This is a genomic window from Streptomyces sp. NPDC007875 (genome assembly GCF_042868035.1).
Taxonomy (GTDB): domain Bacteria; phylum Actinomycetota; class Actinomycetes; order Streptomycetales; family Streptomycetaceae; genus Streptomyces; species Streptomyces antimycoticus.
On the sequence record NZ_JBIADZ010000001.1, the window covers coordinates 87,407 to 105,109 of the forward strand.

General features: G+C 66.0%; 12 protein-coding genes. 10 read left to right on the top strand and 2 right to left on the bottom strand.

From position 1 onward, the window contains the following. Window positions 1-66 precede the first annotated feature (66 nt). From ACFYOY_RS00380 to ACFYOY_RS00415, 8 genes are all read left to right on the top strand, one after another. The gene (locus tag ACFYOY_RS00380; protein WP_388583887.1) at window positions 67-2,373 is read left to right on the top strand and encodes a hypothetical protein; all 2,307 of its coding nucleotides are present in this window, start codon (window positions 67-69) and stop codon (window positions 2,371-2,373) included. A gap of 222 nt (window positions 2,374-2,595) precedes the next feature. Then, window positions 2,596-3,045: a hypothetical protein gene (locus ACFYOY_RS00385; RefSeq protein ID WP_388583890.1), complete on the top strand. Its 450-nt coding sequence runs from the start codon at window positions 2,596-2,598 to the stop codon at window positions 3,043-3,045. A 6-nt stretch (window positions 3,046-3,051) separates the two neighbouring features. After that, window positions 3,052-3,282 carry a hypothetical protein gene (locus ACFYOY_RS00390; RefSeq protein WP_388583893.1) on the top strand — a complete coding sequence of 77 codons (231 nt, stop codon included), beginning with the start codon at window positions 3,052-3,054 and terminating at the stop codon, window positions 3,280-3,282. Window positions 3,283-3,385: 103 nt separating this feature from the next. Further along, window positions 3,386-4,513: a hypothetical protein gene (locus ACFYOY_RS00395; protein WP_388583896.1), complete on the top strand. Its 1,128-nt coding sequence runs from the start codon at window positions 3,386-3,388 to the stop codon at window positions 4,511-4,513. Window positions 4,514-4,576: 63 nt separating this feature from the next. Beyond that, window positions 4,577-6,049, top strand: a complete 1,473-nt coding sequence (locus ACFYOY_RS00400) for an integrase (RefSeq protein ID WP_388583898.1) — start codon at window positions 4,577-4,579, stop codon at window positions 6,047-6,049. Continuing rightward, window positions 6,046-8,880 carry a hypothetical protein gene (locus ACFYOY_RS00405; protein WP_388583900.1) on the top strand — a complete coding sequence of 945 codons (2,835 nt, stop codon included), beginning with the start codon at window positions 6,046-6,048 and terminating at the stop codon, window positions 8,878-8,880. Before ACFYOY_RS00400 ends, ACFYOY_RS00405 begins: the two co-directional genes overlap by 4 nt. Beyond that, the gene (locus ACFYOY_RS00410) at window positions 8,880-11,003 is read left to right on the top strand and encodes a hypothetical protein (RefSeq protein WP_388583903.1); all 2,124 of its coding nucleotides are present in this window, start codon (window positions 8,880-8,882) and stop codon (window positions 11,001-11,003) included. Before ACFYOY_RS00405 ends, ACFYOY_RS00410 begins: the two co-directional genes overlap by 1 nt. After that, window positions 11,000-11,407, top strand: coding sequence for a hypothetical protein (locus ACFYOY_RS00415; protein WP_388583906.1), 408 nt, complete (start codon window positions 11,000-11,002; stop codon window positions 11,405-11,407). The genes ACFYOY_RS00410 and ACFYOY_RS00415 overlap by 4 nt, the downstream gene beginning before the upstream one ends. Before the next feature lie 109 nt (window positions 11,408-11,516). On the opposite strand, the gene ACFYOY_RS00420 is transcribed toward ACFYOY_RS00415, so the two are convergent. Both ACFYOY_RS00420 and ACFYOY_RS00425 read right to left on the bottom strand, forming a co-directional pair. After that, window positions 11,517-11,726 carry a hypothetical protein gene (locus tag ACFYOY_RS00420; protein ID WP_388583909.1) on the bottom strand — a complete coding sequence of 70 codons (210 nt, stop codon included), beginning with the start codon at window positions 11,724-11,726 and terminating at the stop codon, window positions 11,517-11,519. Between the two features lie 147 nt (window positions 11,727-11,873). After that, window positions 11,874-12,596 carry a hypothetical protein gene (locus ACFYOY_RS00425; RefSeq protein WP_388583911.1) on the bottom strand — a complete coding sequence of 241 codons (723 nt, stop codon included), beginning with the start codon at window positions 12,594-12,596 and terminating at the stop codon, window positions 11,874-11,876. A gap of 810 nt (window positions 12,597-13,406) precedes the next feature. Between ACFYOY_RS00425 and ACFYOY_RS00430 the strand changes: the two genes are divergently transcribed. After that, a complete protein-coding gene (locus tag ACFYOY_RS00430) occupies window positions 13,407-15,143 on the top strand; it encodes an ATP-dependent endonuclease (RefSeq protein WP_388583914.1) in 1,737 nt (578 codons plus the stop codon). Further along, the gene (locus tag ACFYOY_RS00435) at window positions 15,140-16,894 is read left to right on the top strand and encodes an ATP-dependent helicase (RefSeq protein WP_388583916.1); all 1,755 of its coding nucleotides are present in this window, start codon (window positions 15,140-15,142) and stop codon (window positions 16,892-16,894) included. Before ACFYOY_RS00430 ends, ACFYOY_RS00435 begins: the two co-directional genes overlap by 4 nt. Window positions 16,895-17,703 lie beyond the last annotated feature (809 nt).

Consider the following 17,703-nt stretch of genomic DNA (forward strand, 5'->3'; position numbering starts at 1 on the left):
CCACAGGACCGCGCCCCTCTTCTTTCCCCTTTCCCTTCCTTCTCCCGCTTTTGGAGTACCCCGCCCATGACCAGCCGTGACAACGGCGACCTCCTGCCCGAAGCCATCGTGTACGAAGGCGAGTTCGTCAACGACGATGAGCCGCAGCCGAAGCCCGGACCGGCCCAGGCGGCTTCCCGCCGCCGGACGACCCGGCGTGTAGCCCACGCGACGGCCACCGCCGCCCGCTTCATCGCTGGCCGCACCTTGCTTGGGCTGCGCAACATCTGGGCCCTGACGGTGCACTGGGCCGCGCTGCGCTACATGACCGGCGACGAGATCCGCCGCCGCATCGTGAAGACGCAGTTCGACCACTACAGCGAGCGCCGCGACGACGCCCGCACCGCCCGGGACACCACGCTCAAGCAGATGTCCAAACTGGTGGACAAGGCGGCCGAGGACGGCCTAAGCGGCCCGGAGAAGAACCGGCTGCGCGATCTGGGGGCCGAGGCCGACCGCCGCCGTAACGGCTTGGCCGTCCTCAACGCCATGGCGTTCACCCCGGCCCAGCCCACGGCCGAGCAGATCAGCCGGTGGCGCGGGACGCGCGGCGCCGTCCGGTTCACCTGTGTCGTGGTGCCCGTTCTCGGTGCCCTGGCCACCGTCACCACCACGGCACCCGTGTCCGCGCTGATCACCGGCCCGGCCCTGCTCGGTGGCGGCTGGTGGCTCACCCGCCACCCCATCTCGCTGACCACCCGGCCGGTTCCCGCCGAGCTGCTCATCCCCGAACTCGACGCGCCCGCCGACCACCAGCTCGACGAGCCCCACCCCGGCGATAAGGACAACGGCGAAGGCCAGGACACGCCCGCCGAGCCCCCGGCCGACGACGCCACGGCCGCACACAAGCCGGTCCCTGGCTCGCTCGCCGAGGCCGCCACGTCCGAACAGGCCGCCGCCGTCCTCGCCGCCGCCATCCGAGCCGAGGGCCGGGACCTCGCCGAGGTCGCCAAGGCGGTCCAGGAGCCATGGGGCTGGTCGTTCTACCTGCAGTTTTCCACCGGCAGCCCGGACGAGCTGAACAAGGACGACATCTACAAGGGCCTGATCACCCGGCTGCGGCTGCGCCGCAACGGGCTGCTGATCGAGGGCGACCCGGACGCCGGGGACAGTGCGTTCGTCCGTGCGCTGCTGCGCGACCCCTTCTCTCCGGAGGTGGTCGGCCCGCGGCCGTACCGGCCGCCGCTGTCGATGTCGATCGTGGACGCGGCCGACTTCGGCGTGGCCATGGACGGCGCCCCGCTCGTCTTCTCCCTGGCCGGGCTGATGCTGCTGATGGTCGCCGACTCCGGCGGCGGCAAGTCCGGCGTGATGCTCGCGCTCGCCGAGGCCGTCACCGCCTGCCGAGACGCCGTGGCGTTCAACCTCGATCCGGTCGGCACTGGCGTCGGCGCCCTGGGCGAGGCGATCACGCTGTCGGCGTGCATGGACGACGAGCTGATCCAGGACGTCCTGGACTTCCTGCTGGCCCTGTGCTCGGCCCGCGCCCGCCAGCGTGCCCGCTACGGCTGGGGCAACAAGTGGCGCGTCAGTGAAGAGCATCCGGCCATCGTGGTGTTCACCGACGAGTGGCCGCAGCTGAGCGACGAGGCCAAGGCGAAACTGGTGCGCGGGCTGCTGCTGGGCCGCAAGGAGGCCGTCTGGTTCGAGGCCGGCAGCCAGTTCGGCACCCGCGACTACCTCGGCCAGGCCATCGGCCCCAAGCTGTCCGCCCGCCTGCTGGGCGCCTGCCGCCGCGTGGATGTCACCGAACTCCTCGGCGGCGGCGCCATCGCCGAGGGCTACCGCGCCGACCTCCTCCAGGCCGCCACCCACACCCAGGTCAACGACGCCGGCCAGATCTATGCCCAGGGCCTGCCCGGCATGCCCAACCGGCCCATCCGCTACCAGGTCCGCGAGGTCACCGACGCCCAGGCCGCCCAGCTCGGCGCCGAACGCGCCGCCGCCGGGCTGCCCGACCTGACCCACACCCTCACCGAGGCCGGGCTGTGGCAGCAGTACCAGGACCTGCTCACCCGCTGCCGCGCCGACAGCACGCTGCCGCCCGCGCCGCCCGCCATCCTGCTCATCCTGCGCGAGGCCTTCCGCGCCGAGCAGGACCCCGACGCGCTGACCGTCGCTCAGCTCGCCGAGCACCTGATCGCCGACGACGCAGACCGGTGGAGCCGGTGGGACGACCGCGCCGACCGGCTCGCCATGATCGGCCGCCACCTGCGCAAGGCCCTCACCGACGCCGGCGTGGAGCTGTCCTCCACCCGGCTGCGGCACCTGCCCGGAGAGCGCACCGGCTACCTCCTGGCCGACGTCAAAGCAGCTCTGCAGGCGTACTCGTGACCTGCCCTCGGCCTGCCGTCCCGGCACACCACCGGCTGGCCGGCGGCAGGCCGCCGTACAGGACCTGACCTGCGAGGACAGGTTCCGCAGGCCGATCCGCCCACCCCCGCATCCGGCCGGTTTCAGCGGCCCCGGACCCACGTCCGGGCCCACCGTGACCGCCCGGCTCACCGGCCCACCATCCCCGGCTCGACCGAGCCCCGTCCCTGCTGCGAGGAACCCGTGACCGACCACCCCTCCACCGACACCGCGTACGCGACGTGGACGTCGCTCCAGCCCATCACCCGCCCCGGTGACGTACCGATCACCACGCCCATCGCGTGGTTGGAGAGCCGCCGGGCTGATCACTCCCTGGCACTCCTGCTCAGCCGCCACGACCCCGACCGGCACGGCCCCACCGACGCCCTGGCCTGCCTCGCCCTGGGCGAGGCGATCCGCACCGATCTGGGCCACTACCGCGGCTCGCTCGTCCACGACGCCCAACTCCGCGGCGCCAGCTGGCAGCAGATCGCCGACGCCCTCGACACCGACATCCCCACCGCCCAGCAACTCCTGCGCGACTGGGCCGACGGCCAGCACCGCCTCTACCAGGCCGAGCCGCTCAGCGGCCACCACCTCGGACTGACCGCCGCCGAGCACCAGGCCGTCCTGGACCTCATCCCCGACCACTGACCCCGGATGGCGAACACCGTGAACTCCCGCGCCCCCTCTGTCTCTACGATCCCCGGCAGCGCCCAGCCGGTCGACGTCCGGCTCATGGGCGACGACCGCGCCGTCCGCGCCCTGGTCGCCGCCCTGCAGCAGTCCGCCGCCTTCGGCCCGGCCACCTACAAACCCATGCGCGACAGCCACGGCACCCGCGCCTACCTGTCAGTCATCGTCCCCGCCGGTCCCGCGTCGGCCACGTGACCCACAGGCCGCCCACAGCCACCGCCCAGAGTGCCCGGCGACCTTGACCGGGCCAGCCAACCACCCCAACCGCGGCATTTGCCGCCCAACGGAAAGGCCCACCATGCCCGAGAACACCACCGGACCCGTCGTCCGCTTCACCCCGATGACTGGCCACGAACGCACCTACGACTTCGCCCCGCTGCCCTGCCCGCCGCTGCACGCGCCGCTGGCCGCCGCTCTCACGGCCCGCCTCGCACCGGACACCGGCAGCATCCTCACGCTCGCCGCCGCGGACACCTACTTCGGCACCATCCGCCGCTTCCTGGCCTTCCTGAGCATGCAGGACCAGCCGCTGGCCAGCCTGGATGACGTGCGCCCCGGCCACCTGTACACCTACCGGGACGTCGAGGGGGCCACCCGCACGGCGGCGGGCATCGGGCGTGAACTCGCCCAGCTGTGCCGCCTGCTGCAGGACGCCCCCTACGGCTCCCTCCACTCCAGCGTCTGGGACCTGATCAAGGCACCCCGGAAGATCACCGGACCGCAGCCGCCCCGCACCGCGGTGCAGCCGTACTCGCACCGCGAGTACACCGCGCTGCTCCAGACGGCACGCACCGACGCGGCCGAGATCATCGCCCGCCTCACCGCCTCCGAGGAGCTCCTGGCCGCCTTCCGCACCGCCCCGAACACGCTCAGCGAAGAGGACCAGGCCACGGCCCGGCTGCTGGACGTGATGGACCGCACCGGCCGTATCCCCCACGTCGACGGCCAGGGCAAGCAGGACACCGCCCGCCTGCTCTTCCTCACCTTGGCCGACACGGCCCCGCTGTTCGTCCTGGCCCTGGCCCTGGGCCGGCTGCGGGTCACCGAGACCGCCGACCTGCCCTCGGAGCACGTGGTGAACCACGGCGACGTGGTCTTCCGCATCAACCAGCGCAAGGAGAGCACTGCGCCGTGCCGGTGGGAGATCCGGGGCGAGGGCCACGACCCGCTGGAGAGCGCCGGTGACTTCTACCTCCTGCTGTACCGGCTCACCGAGCGCAGCCGCCGCTTCTCCAGCTCCCCGCGCCTGTGGAACCTGTGGACCGGCCGCAGCGCCAACCTCAGCGGTCATGCCCCGCTCTCCCGCCACGCCGCCTCGCCGCTGTTGAACACCTGGGCCCACCGGCACTACCTGACCGCCGACGACGGCAGCCCCCTCACCGTCCAGATGCCCCGCCTGCGGGCCACCGCCCGCGCCCACGGCTGACCCTTCGCGCACCAGCGGAGCTGCCCGGCTCCGCCCTCTTCGAGCAACGCAACGACAGGAACCATGAACGATCTTGACTGGCGGGTGTTCTTCACCCGCCGCGAGCTGCCCCGGCCGCAGACGGCAGACCCGCTGATCGACACGCTGTGGGATCTGGACGAGTGGCTGGACGCCCACGCCGTCCTCGATGGCACGCCGTACCTGATCAGTCCCGAGGGCACCTACGACACCGAGCTGAACTCCTACTTCACGGCCAAACTGGCGGCCTCACCGGAGGACACCCAGCGCGCGCACGCATTCGACTTGAAGGTGTGGCTGACGTTCCTGTGGAGGAGCCGCAGTCGCAAGGACTGGCGTCAAGCCACCCCCGACGACCGGGCCGCGTACAAGCAGTGGCGCACGGTCGACCCGCGTGGCCCGCACGTGGACTGGCCCACGTGGGACCGTGAGGTGGCCACCGTCAACGCCTTCTACAAGTGGGCCGTCCACCCCCGGCGTGCGTATGCGGCCGAGAACCCGATCCTCCAGCGCGAGGCGCGTGCCCATCCCTCGCGTGGGCATCGCGCAACGGCCATGACCCCGGCGGAGTCCTCCCACACCGGCCCGCGCAACGAGGTCGTGTGGCTGACGCCGGAGATGTACCGGACCTGGCGGGACGTGGGGTTGCGCGGCTACACGCCCGCTGGCCTTGCCGACCGGTCCTTCCGGGGCCGGTTCGGCGCCCGCAACGCAACCTACTCCGACCTGATGGTCCGCACGGGGATGCGGTTGTGCGAGCAGACGTCGCTGTCGCTGTTCGAGCTGCCGCACCTGGTGCCGGGTATGGCCAACGTCCGTACCTGGCTGCCGGCGGCCATCGCCAAGTACGGCTCCGCCCGTTGGGTCTACCTGCCGTCCTCGTCGCTGATGGCGATCTGGGACTACGTAGAGGAAGAGCGTGCCGAGGCAGTCGAGACCGCCCGGGACGCCGGGGTGTACGACCGTATCCGCAACCCGCTGATCATCGCCAATCCCTCCGATCCGTTCGTCGAGATCGACGGCCAGCGCATCACCGTCGACAAGCTCGATCACGCCGAGCGGCGGCGGTTGCTGATCGACACGCGCGACGGCCTGGAGCCCGCCGCCCTATGGCTGAACGAACAGGGCCTGCCCAGTGCCCGTTCCTGCTGGCAGGAGGCGTTCAAGGCGGCCAACCGGAGATGCGCCAGGCACCGGCTGAACCTGCGAGCCCATCCCCATGCATTGCGGCACAGCTTCGCGGTCATCACCCTCGAACAGCTCTGGCGCGGCCACATCCAGGACATGACGGCCATGAACCCCGGTCAGCGCCAGACCCACCAGATGGTCTTCGGCGACCCGCTCAATTGGGTGCGTCTCAGGCTCGGTCACCGCAGCGTCGTCACCACGATGCGGTACCTGCATGCCCTTCAGGAGCTGGAGATGGAGACTCGCCTGGCGCTCATCCCCCAGGACTGGGAGCCCACCGCCGCCCCGGCCGACCTCGACGATCCCGCCTTGGAGGCGACTTCCGTATGACCGAGACCTTCGCCGCCCGGCCGGTCGGCCCATTCGCCGAGTTCACCGATCCCGCCTCGCTCGTCGTGCGCTTCGTCGCAGCTGACGGCAGCGAGCACACGTTCTCCTTCGCAGCCCTTGCGGCCTCCGGCTTCCACGCGGATCTGGCCGCGGCGTTCAGGGCCCGGTGCGACAGCGGAGAGATCACCTCGGTGAAGACCGCCAAGGCCTTCTTTGTCTCCACCCAGTTGTTCCTCGCCTTCCTCTCCGATCTCACGCCGGCCCCGGCGAGCGTTGCGGACCTGACGCCCAGGCACATGGGGGCCTACCACGTCTTCCGCGCCGACAAGGCGGGGACGAAGACCCGCAACAGCAGGCTGTGGGACGCCTGCCGCCTGCTGCGGAACGTCAGCCCCGTCGACAAGCTCAGCCACCCGTTGAGGGTCTACCTGTCCTACTCCCGGGCTGCCGCCCAGTGGGAAGGCGTCCCGGACGGCTTCGACCCGCACCGGATCGAGGACGATCTCAGCGACCCGCTGCGGGTGGTGTTCACCGCCCGCGACGGCCAGCAGCGGCTGTTCGACTTCCACGAACTGCCGCTGCCCGCCCTGCACACCGACCTCGCCCCTGCCTTCACAACGCTGTTGTACCGGGACGGCCAGCCCGTCGCGCTGTCCGGCGCGACGTACCTGTGGGGGCTCGTGCGGCGGTTGCTCACGCACCTCGCGGAGTTGGAGGAGCCGCCCGCCTCCGTGGCCGACCTGGTGCCCGCCCACCTGGAGCCTGTACAGCTCATGCTGCACCAGACAGGAACGGAAAGGCACGCCGCCTTCGCCTTCCACACCATCCTCAACGTGCTCGGCAATGTGCAGCCGTACGGCAAGCTGTCCGCCGAGCTGCGGCACGACCTGGAACGCGCCCTGTGCGCTCCCGGCTCGGATGCTGGCAGCACGCCGATACCGACAGCCAGCACGCTTCCGGCACCGGCGACGCGTCCGGGTAAGGGCCGCACCTCCGCCATGCCGGAAGGCCCCTACGAAGCCGAAGTCCCCTCCCCTCAGAACGCCCAGAGGCTGTCCGTCGCCTTCACCGGGGAGGACGGCCGCCGGACGGTGTTCGAGTTCTCCGCGCTGCCCTTCCCCGCCTTCCACGCGGAGTTCGCCTCAGCGTTCGCCGCTCGCACCGGCCCCACCGGAGCCTTGCGCACCGTGGCCAGCGCCACCAACACCTACGGCGCCCTGCGGCGGTTCCTCACCTTCCTGGACACCCTCGCACACCCGCCAAAGGCGCTCGGCGAGCTGACCGTCCGCCACCTGGAGCGGTTCCGGATGCACCGGCTGGAGTCCACCGGCAACCGGTGTGCGCTGAATGACCTGATGGCGGTCCGACTCCTGCTCAGGCACATCACACCATTCGACGTCCTCTCACAGGACCTGCGCGACTATCTCGGCCACCCCGACCTGGGCCGCGGAGCCGGGAGAAAGGGCGGCGCGGTGCCCGGGTACTCCGACCGCGAGTTCCGCGAGCTGATGGCCGCCGCACGCAGCGAAGTGGTGGCCATCCGCGACCGCATCCGCACGGGCGAACGCCTGCTGGACACCTTGCGCACCAACCCCGACGCGCTCACCCCGGAGGAGCACACTCTCGCCTCGCACCTGGACACCATGGACCGCACCGGCCATGTCCCACTCGTCCGCACCGACCTTCGCCGCCCGGTCCTGGAGGGCCGCCTGCGGCTCGCCCGGCACTTGTTCCTCACCCAGACCGACCTCGCCCCATTGATCATCATGGCGGCAGGTCTCACGGGCCGTAACGCCGAGACTCTCAAAGACCTGCCCGCCGAACACCGGCTCCTGGAAGACCGCGCGGTCGCGGTCAACCTGTCCAAGCGCCGAAGGGGCAAGACCAAGAGCCGGGAGACCGTCCACTGGGAGACCGGCGGGAGCGACAGCCGCCAGCTGCACACCCCCGGCGGCTTCTACCTCCTGCTGCACCAGCTCACCGAACGCAGCCGGCGCTTCTCCGGCTCCACCCGGATGTGGTCCATCTGGGCCGGGACCAGCGGGCGACGCGGCCGCAACTGGGACATCAAGCTGGCCGCCGCCGGTCACATCGACGCCTTCGCCCAGCGACTCGGCCGGACCCTGAACCTGAGGGGGATCACCGACCGCCACGGCCTGAGCGACGACAACGGCAACCCGCTGCCGGTCTCCCTCAACCGGATCAAGACCACCGTGGAGGTGCGGCACACCAAGGCAATGGGCGGGCACCTGCCCTCAGCATCCAGGACCAACACGCTCGATGTCTCCTTCGCGCACTACCTGCAGGGTGACCCTGTCGTGCGGGAGTGGGCCGACGAAATCCTGACCACCGCCATCGACGACGCCGAGCAGAACGCCCGCAGCTACCGGCCCAAGGTCATCACCCCGGCCCAGGCCCAGAAGGCGGTCGACACCCCCCAGCAGACGGCCGCCGAACTGGGCACGACGACCGAGACCTTGCACCAGGCCCTGGACGGCAAGCTGACCACCATCGCCAGCTCATGCCTGGACATCCTGCACAGCCCGTTCAGCGACGGCGTGTGCGACGTGTCGTTCCTGACCTGCCTGCGTTGCCCCAACGCACTCGTCACGCACCAGCACCTGCCCGCGCTGCTGGCGCTCATCGACGAACTCGACCGCGCCCGCCAGAGCATGCCTATCGATGCCTGGACCAACCAGCACGGCCGCACCTGGCTCTCCCTGACCCGCCTGATTCTCCCTCAGTTCACCGACGCCGAACGCGCCGAGGCTGCCAAGGCCAAGCCCGTCTCCCTCGGCCTGGACCTCCTCGACGACCCCAAGGAAGTCTGATGACCGCCGCCACCTCTCGCGCGCTTGACGGACACCACCTGGACGACGAACTCATCCTGGCTGCCCGCACCCTGGCAGGCACAGCCGATCGCGCCTCCACCTCCCGTTTCCGCGACGACATCTGGGACCTGAGCCCGGCCCTGCACATGGCCCACCAGCGGCTGTTGAAGCTGAACTTCACCGCGCTGCCGCCCCGGTTCCGCACCACGGCCAAGGAGTTGTTCTTCGCGCTGCTCCGCAACGACCACCCATACGGCGAACGCGAGCAGCGCATCCAGACCATCCACAGCCTCTTCAGTCGCGTCAAGGCATTCCTGGTATGGGTCGACAAGCGCGGCATGCAGGCCCTCGGCGACCTCGGCCAGAGCGACTTCGAGGCGTACGACCAGCACGTCACCGACCAGCGTCTGTCCGCCAGCGTCATGGCCGCCAAGCGCTCGGCGGCCCGCGCGCTGTGGATTTACCGGAGCAAGATCAGCGGTGACACGCTGTGCAGCGACCCTCAGATCATCTGGGACGACGCCTCGGCCGGCACCCGCCCCTCGACCGACCGGCACGGCGAGAACAGCACCGCGCGCATTCCCGAGGAGGTGCTGGCCCCGTTGCTGACCTGGGCCCTGCGCTGGGTCCAGGATTTCAGCGACGACATCCTGCGAGCCCAGCGAGAGTGGATCTCTGCGCGCACGCAGACCTACTCACGCACGGGGATCATCGGCGGAACCACCCCATTGGAACGGCTCACCGCGGTCCTCGACCGCTATCGGGCCATCGGCCGACCGCTGCCCCGCCTGACCCAGCAGGTCCTGCAGATGGTGGGCACGGATCTCGACCTCCCGGTCAACGTCTCGCACCTCGCCCGCGAAGCGCAGATGCACGTCAGCAGCATCAAGCAGCAGGGCACCTACCGGGAGATGGTCCGGGCAGCCGCCGCAGAACTCGGCGTGGGCGACGCCTGCTTCCAGGCCGAAGTCCACGGCCTGCTCGACAACCAGACCTGGATGCCCGCCCTGCGCTGGGACGACATCACCGAGTACGTGCGGCTGCTGCAGGCCGCTTGCTACATCGTGATCGCCTACCTGTCCGGCATGCGCGACAGCGAGGTCAAGCACATGAAGCGCGGCTGCCTGACCATCTGGCGCGACGACGAGGACCGCCCCATCCGCCACAAGATCACCAGCCAGGCATTCAAGGGCGAGGACAGCCCCGAGGGCGTCGAAGCCACCTGGGTCGTCAACGCCGCCGCGGCCCAGGCCGTACGGGTCCTGGAAGCCATGCAGCCCGAGGACCTTGACTTCCTCTTCGCCCTCCCGCCGACCTCCCGCTTCCACCGCCGGACCCGAGAAGGCTCCGTACAGACCAGCTCCACCACGGTCAAAGCTATGGCCAGCTTCATGAAATGGGTCAACACCTACTGCACGGAACACAACCGCACCGACGGCATCCCACAGGTCAACGGACGTACATGGCAGTTGGAGACCCGCCAGTTCCGCCGCACCCTCGCCTGGTCCGTCGCCCGGCAGCCGGGAGGCTCGATCGCCGGCGCCATTCAGTACCGCCACCACTCCATCCAGATGTTCGAGGGATACGCCGGCACCTCCGCCTCCGGCTTCCGACCCGAAGTCGAGGCCGAAGCGGCCATCGCACGCGGCGAGAAGCTCGGCGACATAATCCTCAACCCCGCACCACAGCGGCTCACCGGCCCAGCCGCAGAGGAGGCCGAAACCCGCCTCACAGCCATGCAGAGCGAAGTCCAGTTCCTCGGCAAGGTCATCACCGACCGCAAGCGCCTGGACCGCTACATGCGCCGCCACGACCCGCACATCTACCCCGGCGAGTTCGTCACCTGCGTCTACAACCCCGACCGGGCCCTGTGCCGACGAAGCGACTCCGACGGACCGTCCCTGCCCGACTGCAAGCCGCTCAAGTGCCGCAATGTCGCACTGACCGCAGAGAACGCCAGCGCTTTCCTCGCCTGGCTCCAGCGGCTCGAACGCGCCCTCGCCAACGGCGTCATGATCGCGCCGTACGTCCGTGACCGCATGGAACAGCGCCGTACCGAACTCGCCGAGTTCCTCGAAGCCAACAACATTCCGACCAGCGACACCAAGGAGACCGTACGGTGACCCGGCCGACCCTCACCGACGACGAAGTACAGCTCGCCATGAACCTGGTGCTCCGCGAGGCCCATGAGAACGGCCGACGCGCCACCATCACGGCCGTGGAACGGCGCCTGGACGTCAAGCACGCCACCTTCTACCGGAACTTCCCCGGCCTCATCACCTGGTTCCAGGAACAGGCCGACGCCCAGCGCAACGCCCTCAAGCCGGAACAGGACATCGAGCGGAAGAACGCCCCGGAAGGCACAATCGCCGACCTCCGCCGCGAGAACACACAGCTCCGCCGCACGCTCGTCATCTACGCCGAGGCCCTGCGCCAGCTCACCCTCGACTACGAGGAAGTACGCAGCCATGTCCAGCAATCAGCGGAGGTAACCGACCTCACGTCCCACCGAAACCGTCGGCACTGATTCCGAGTTCAAGACCAACGGCGCGGAGGCGCCGCCCAACGGATGGGCGGCGCCTCCGCGCTATCTGGATCAACGGCAGATAGCGAGCCTTGCCCCTGGCGTCGAGGACTCAGGATCGCCGGTCCTGTCCCCCAACATGCAGGTAGAGGTGTGACTCGATGACACCATCGCTGGTCGGCCGCACGTCGGGGTCCTGCGCCGTGTGGTGTCGGCCGAGGCTGGCAACAACGGCACGGATGGTGCTCATGTCCGCAGCCGTGATCATGAGGTGGGCCACTCCGTCCTCCCGAAGTGCGGCCCAGGGGTCAGCGGCGGTCATTGGAACTCCTCGCACGGTCGGCAACACGGTCAGTCGAGGAGACACCGCTGGCCATGGCACAGTTCACGGCCCTTGGAAAGATCACCCCAACGAGTCTCCCAGCGCAGAGTCCGCCAGGCCCCACCGCAAGCCCCTGCAACGGATGGATCAATCCTCTGCGGCATCGCGGTTCGGTTCCAAGGGGACGAGTCGGTCGCCTTCAACCCGAAGGGTCTGGTCTTGGGTCGCCACGGAAGACTTCATCTCTGCCCACCGATCACGTGTGACCACGAAGGTGACTTCCGGTCTGGGATTCTGCTCGGCCTGCTGCACGGCTTGCGTGTGGGCTTGTGGAAGGTCGTAGCCTCCCGCTTGCGAGTCAAGGTAGGCGCTCACGCCGTAGCTCCGCGATAGCGCAAGGCCATGGATGGCCTCGGCAATTAGTCTCCGGTCCCGTGCCTGCGGTTGACTCTCAGACCTGCCCTCGTCTAGGTACGCCTCGCGGAACCGGACGAGTTGACGCTGTAGCTGTCCGACACGCCGCGGGGAGATTCCACGCCCGAATCGCTTCTGAACAGTCTGGCGGGCCGCCCCGCCGAGCTTCGCCCCGATCTCTGCCCACGTCATCCTTCGCGGCTGACAACGTGACTCGGTCACAACGTCGGTCAGCACTGTCTTGGCTTCTCCCTCCACCATCACCGCTGCCTCAATAGTGGAGACGCCCAACGCCCGACGAACCTCGTCGACCGCGCGGCGTACGCAAGCCTGGGCAAAGTCTGAGGGATCACCGTTGTACTTGTACGCGTCAACCTCGCCCCAGGCCGGATCACTGTACGAAATCCAGCGCCAGGAGTCCGAGGGCATCACGGGCAACGCGTCATCGTTGGGCATCTGTCCACCTTAGGTGGACACGAGCGAGGGGACGCTACCAGTCGGAGCACCCATCCCGGTCACGATGTACGCAGCGTCGTGCACTCAAGTAGAGGGAGACTGGTCGTGGGTGCTCTTGTCCATCAACTGACCACAGGTGGTGTCTTCGTGGCCGGTACAAGCGCCGTGCTGTATGGGGCCACCGTGACAGTAGTCGCCATCATTTTCGTGATCGCAAGCGCACCGAAACGGCGTAGCGACGCTCGGGAGACGCTCAGGCTGTTGCTCCGTCGATGGGAACGCGAACCTCTGGCAGGGCAGGAGACAGCGAATGACCGCCGGCCCGCCAGGCCTCGGGGGCGAGCGGGCGGGTAGGACTGAGAGGCGAAATGATCATCCTCGCACCTGTGCAGGCAGTCGACACCAGGCAGCGTGGATGACGGATTCTTCCAGCGTCCGTTGGGCTTGGCACGACGTTGGGTTCGCGACCGAGGGTGGTCCACACGACGGCCAGGAAGTCATCATCGAGACAAAGAAAGGCTTCCGCCCGGAGAGCAGCTTGTGGACGGGACTCACTATCGGCTCCGCATGTTCGAGACGGAGCCACACGAGTCAGCAGACTGAAACTACTGCTATGCCCGCCATCACCGACCGTCAGCGGGCTTGTCCGCATGGCGAGCAAGACCCGAGGAGACTCGCACCCACACCCCGCAACCGAACGTCAGTTTGATGTCGAAGTGAGTTTTGGGAAACCTGTTCCCCAGCGTGGGGTAGCCACCTAAAATGAGGCGCTCGTGCTTTGGAGTGCTCACCATTCGGAGGACATCGGCCATGCGCATCACAAGACTGCGGATTAAGAACTTTCGTAATCTTGCTTCGGTCGATGTTCCACTAAGCGCCTATAACGTATTCGTGGGTGAGAACAGAGTTGGGAAATCCAACCTCATCCACGCATTGCGTCTGCTTTTTGACCCTTCACTTCCAAACAGCGACCGGAATCTCCGACGAGAAGATTTTTGGGATGGACTGGCGAACGGCCGGATAGACTGGGACCCGTTCACGGAGAAGGCTGAAATCTCTGTTTCTGTAGACATCGAAGACTTCGAAGATGACGACCGGGCCTCAGCGGTCCTGGCGGGCGCTCTCGTCAGCAGATCCCCCGTCAAAGCGCGGCTCACATTTAAGTACGCGCCAAAAGAACTCCCGGGCGACACGACAGACGTTTCCGCTTATCGCGCTTTCATCTTCCAGGGCGACGATGAAAGCAACTTCATGCCTTCAGAGCTTCGCTCATTCTTGCATCTGGCATTTCTACACGCCCTCAGAGATGTTGAATCAGACGTAACGAATTGGCGCCGTTCTCCACTACGTCAGCTCCTGGAAGCCGCAGCCGAGTCATCCACCGCGACCGAGCTCACTAAGATTGCCGACTCTATCGAGCAAGCCAATAGTCAAGTCAGCGACCTGCCCTCCATTAAGGATCTGGGCGATAAGATCACAAGACTCATGACGGATATGGTGGGGGCCTCACACGCTCTCCAGTCAGAGCTTGGTGTTGCATCACCGGACCCGCAGAGGCTAATCAGGACGCTACGGCTTTTCGTCGACGGCGATAACAAACGACCCCTTTCAAGCGCCAGCCTCGGCAGCCTCAACATTCTGTACTTCACGCTTATGGAGCTTGGGCTAGAGCGGCGACTCAGTAAGGAAATCGCCCACTCAATCCTAACTATTGAAGAGCCAGAAGCCCATCTCCACCCTCATCTACAACGTCTAGTGTTTCGCCGCCTACTGGAGAACGCAAGCGACACTCACACCGTTTTCGTGACCACCCAATCTCCTCATATTGCCAGTGCCGCCGGGCCACAGAACATCATCTTCCTCAGAGATAACGGAAAGTCCACCGATGCACTTTCCGCAGCCGACGCGAATCTAAGCGACGAAGACTGGGAAGACATCGCGAGGTACCTGGATGTGACCCGCGCGGAAATGATCTTCGCTAAGCGCGTGCTGCTTGTCGAGGGGTACGCGGAGCAGGCCATCGTGCCTGCCTTGGCTGAAGGTCTAGGGTACGACCTGGATAAATACGGCATCACGGTATGCGCGATCCATGGCACCCACTTCCTTCCTTATATTTCGTTCTGCAAGGCCGTAGGCATCCCTTACGCCGTCATCACCGACGGTGATGAAACCACATCGAAAGCAAAAGGAAGGAAGGTGGTAACCGGAAATCTTCGGGCGCGTAGATGGCTGACTGCCCTCAAAGAAAGCGGCACCGCGGAAGAGTCCGGAATCTTTGTAGGCAAGACAACGTTTGAGTTCGATCTGGCCTCAGCGTCGGATGCCAATCTTCAAGCAGGAATCGCCACACTAAAAGGCCTTGCGCGAACCCAACAGACCCTCAAGGACATCACTGCATGGGGAGGCCTGCTGCCAACCTATAAGCAGTACCTCGGCATGATCAGACGTGTCGGCGGAAAGGGCCGCTACGCCAATACCATTCTAGGCCACGAACTGGATTGTCCCGCCTACATTCAAAACGCTATTGAGCACCTGGTGACACAGTGAAGCCTCTATCAGCTTCCATCGAAGAGCTCAAGACGAACGAACGGCAATGGGAGGCATTCAACACAGAAGGCCACTGCGTGGTAACTGCGCCACCGGGCAGCGGAAAGACCAAGCTACTTTCGACTCGCATCGCTTTTGACCTCGCCACGCACATATCGCCCCCCCAAGGGGTAGCGTGCGTAACACTCACCAATGCCGCCGCCGGCGAACTCGCTCGCCGAGTCAATTCCCTAACAGATCAGAGCCGAAGAAATCAATTCATTGGCACGGTGCACGCATTCGCACTTAAGGAAATCATTCGCCCGTTCGCCCGAGTATGCGGCTTCCCCGATCTATTGACTCGGAAGATTGCGACGAACAAGCAGGTGAATGCCGCCTACCGATCGGCTGTCGCAGAGATTTACCCTCGGGGCGAAGATACTAGAAATGTAATCTCAACCGCCAAGCAGCATCTCACGATGCTAGCGACGGCCGACGAATGGAGAAAAGCAGGGGCACGGATTCAGCGGGTAGCTCAACGTTATTCGGAGATCTTGGCGGACCAAGGGCTCGTCGACTTCGACTCACTCATTCGAGCTGCGTTGAGCATTACGGAACAGAACAGATTCGTCCGAAATCTGCTAGTCGCGAAGTTCCCCCGAATCTATGTCGACGAGTATCAGGATCTAGCGCCAGCCCTGGACAAGATAGTTCGCCTATTGTGCTTTGGGGAAGGCAAGAAATCGCTTCTCTTTGCTGTGGGCGACTACAACCAGGCCATCTATGGGTGGCTTGGAAGTAGGCCAGAACTCCTGAAAGAAATAGGTCAACTAGAGGGCGTATCACCTATTGAACTCAAAGTAAACTATCGCTGCGCTCAAGAAATCATCGATGCCGCCAATAGGCTCCTGGAAGTCGGCGGTGTGGAAGGAACACGCAGCGGCGGGTCCGTCGAAGCGCACTATTGCCCAGGAGGAATCCTGAGGCAGTACGACAAGGTAGCTGACACCATCGCTGACCTAATCGCTTCAGGGGAACCTGAACACGAGATAGCTGTGCTCTGCCCAACGAATGAGCATTCCGCTCTCTTTGTGAAAGTGTGTCGCAGCCTCGGTATACCAGCCGTAAATCAAGGATCCCCTTACGTACCCACTGTCTTTACAGCGCTGGTTGAGCAGCTGGCTGTTTGGGTGGTGTACGGGGATGAGGATACAGTTGATCCTTCTCGACTACTTCTTGATTGGAAGTATCTTCACGAGAGTACACAGGATGGGCTTGACTCGGAAGTTTCACTACTGAAAGCCATACGCGAGTCCACCGCTGGCGAATCTGCCGCATCCTTCCTGCAGCGCCTAATGTCCAGTGGGCCTGGCAACGAATCCGGTCTGCTTCGATCCGAAGATCAGGCATCGTGCGCAGAATTGAGGGAAATGTTCGCACCCGACGGCGAGTTGGCTCAGTGGACCACAAATGAGCTGAGCGAGCGCGGTCGAAGAAAAGGACAGGTACAGGTGTGCACCATGTCATCAAGCAAGGGACTTGAATTCGACTACGTCTTCATAGTCGGCGCCAACGATGGCATGATCCCTCACTTTTCTTCACAGTACTCCGCATCAAAGATGGCAGAGGATCAGCGCAAATTCTATGTGTCCGTCACACGTGCTCGCCAGGAAACACACATCTACTATTCTGAACGGATTGAATGGCTAACCACTGGCAATAGCCGCCCAAGCGGACCAAGCAGATTCCTGCGTCAAATGAGGCTCGTGTAACGGGGACAAGCACTGACGCTTCAGCGGCGATCCGACCGTCCTGCAGGGCGTCCGCTGGCATTGCTCAGGAATGGCGCTCGCCCGGGTGCTCAGGCTGAGGGTTGGACGGGAGTCCGAGCTTCCGAGGAACCGCCCCGGGAAGACCTTCTGCGCCAGGTGCAGTCAGTGGGAAGGTCTTCCCCCGTGGCGTCCTTGTAAGCGGTCGCGGCTGCCTCGCTAGCCTGACGACCGGCCGCGAGCTTCACCAGGTGCTCGGCTACTTCATGCAAGACGGGAGGGCGGCGGGGCTGGCGCACGGCTATAGGGGCAGGGACAGGCTGAGAGCCCTTGGTGTCCAAAGCGTCCTGACCCTCGGCGAGACTGGCGACTACACCGACGACAGCCAGGCCGACGGCGAGGATCTTCGGCTTGTGCTTCTTGAACAGGTTCTTCGCGGTCTCGGCGAAGGAGGTGGCCTCCCCATCCTCGGGGGCGGGCTCGCTAGGCATAGACGTATTCACCCGCAGAGATCTACCGGACCCATCCGTCACCTGTCAGGCAATCACCCGACATCACCCGATCAAGCTCGGCAACGAGCTACCGGCGCATGGTCAGCGTTCCTCGTCCGACGCCAAATGCTTCGGCCAGCCAGAGCGTGGCCCGACGGGCCGCACCTGTGTGACACGCCAGTCGACACCGGCTATCACCCGACGCTGGGGTACGAGGGCCTGGCGGGGCCTGAACGGCCCTCTGCCGGGTCAGAATCGGACCTGAGCGTGTGACCAGCCCCGCCGTCACGGATGCAAGCGCAGAGGCGACTTGACGGCCGT

Coding starts and splice junctions, on each gene's coding strand:
- ACFYOY_RS00380 (WP_388583887.1), top strand. CDS start 67: ATGACCAGCCGTGACAACGGCGACCTCCTGCCCGAAGCCATCGTGTAC.
- ACFYOY_RS00390 (WP_388583893.1), top strand. CDS start 3,052: ATGGCGAACACCGTGAACTCCCGCGCCCCCTCTGTCTCTACGATCCCC.
- ACFYOY_RS00395 (WP_388583896.1), top strand. CDS start 3,386: ATGCCCGAGAACACCACCGGACCCGTCGTCCGCTTCACCCCGATGACT.
- ACFYOY_RS00400 (WP_388583898.1), top strand. CDS start 4,577: ATGAACGATCTTGACTGGCGGGTGTTCTTCACCCGCCGCGAGCTGCCC.
- ACFYOY_RS00405 (WP_388583900.1), top strand. CDS start 6,046: ATGACCGAGACCTTCGCCGCCCGGCCGGTCGGCCCATTCGCCGAGTTC.
- ACFYOY_RS00410 (WP_388583903.1), top strand. CDS start 8,880: ATGACCGCCGCCACCTCTCGCGCGCTTGACGGACACCACCTGGACGAC.
- ACFYOY_RS00420 (WP_388583909.1), bottom strand. CDS start 11,726: ATGACCGCCGCTGACCCCTGGGCCGCACTTCGGGAGGACGGAGTGGCC.
- ACFYOY_RS00425 (WP_388583911.1), bottom strand. CDS start 12,596: ATGCCCAACGATGACGCGTTGCCCGTGATGCCCTCGGACTCCTGGCGC.
- ACFYOY_RS00430 (WP_388583914.1), top strand. CDS start 13,407: ATGCGCATCACAAGACTGCGGATTAAGAACTTTCGTAATCTTGCTTCG.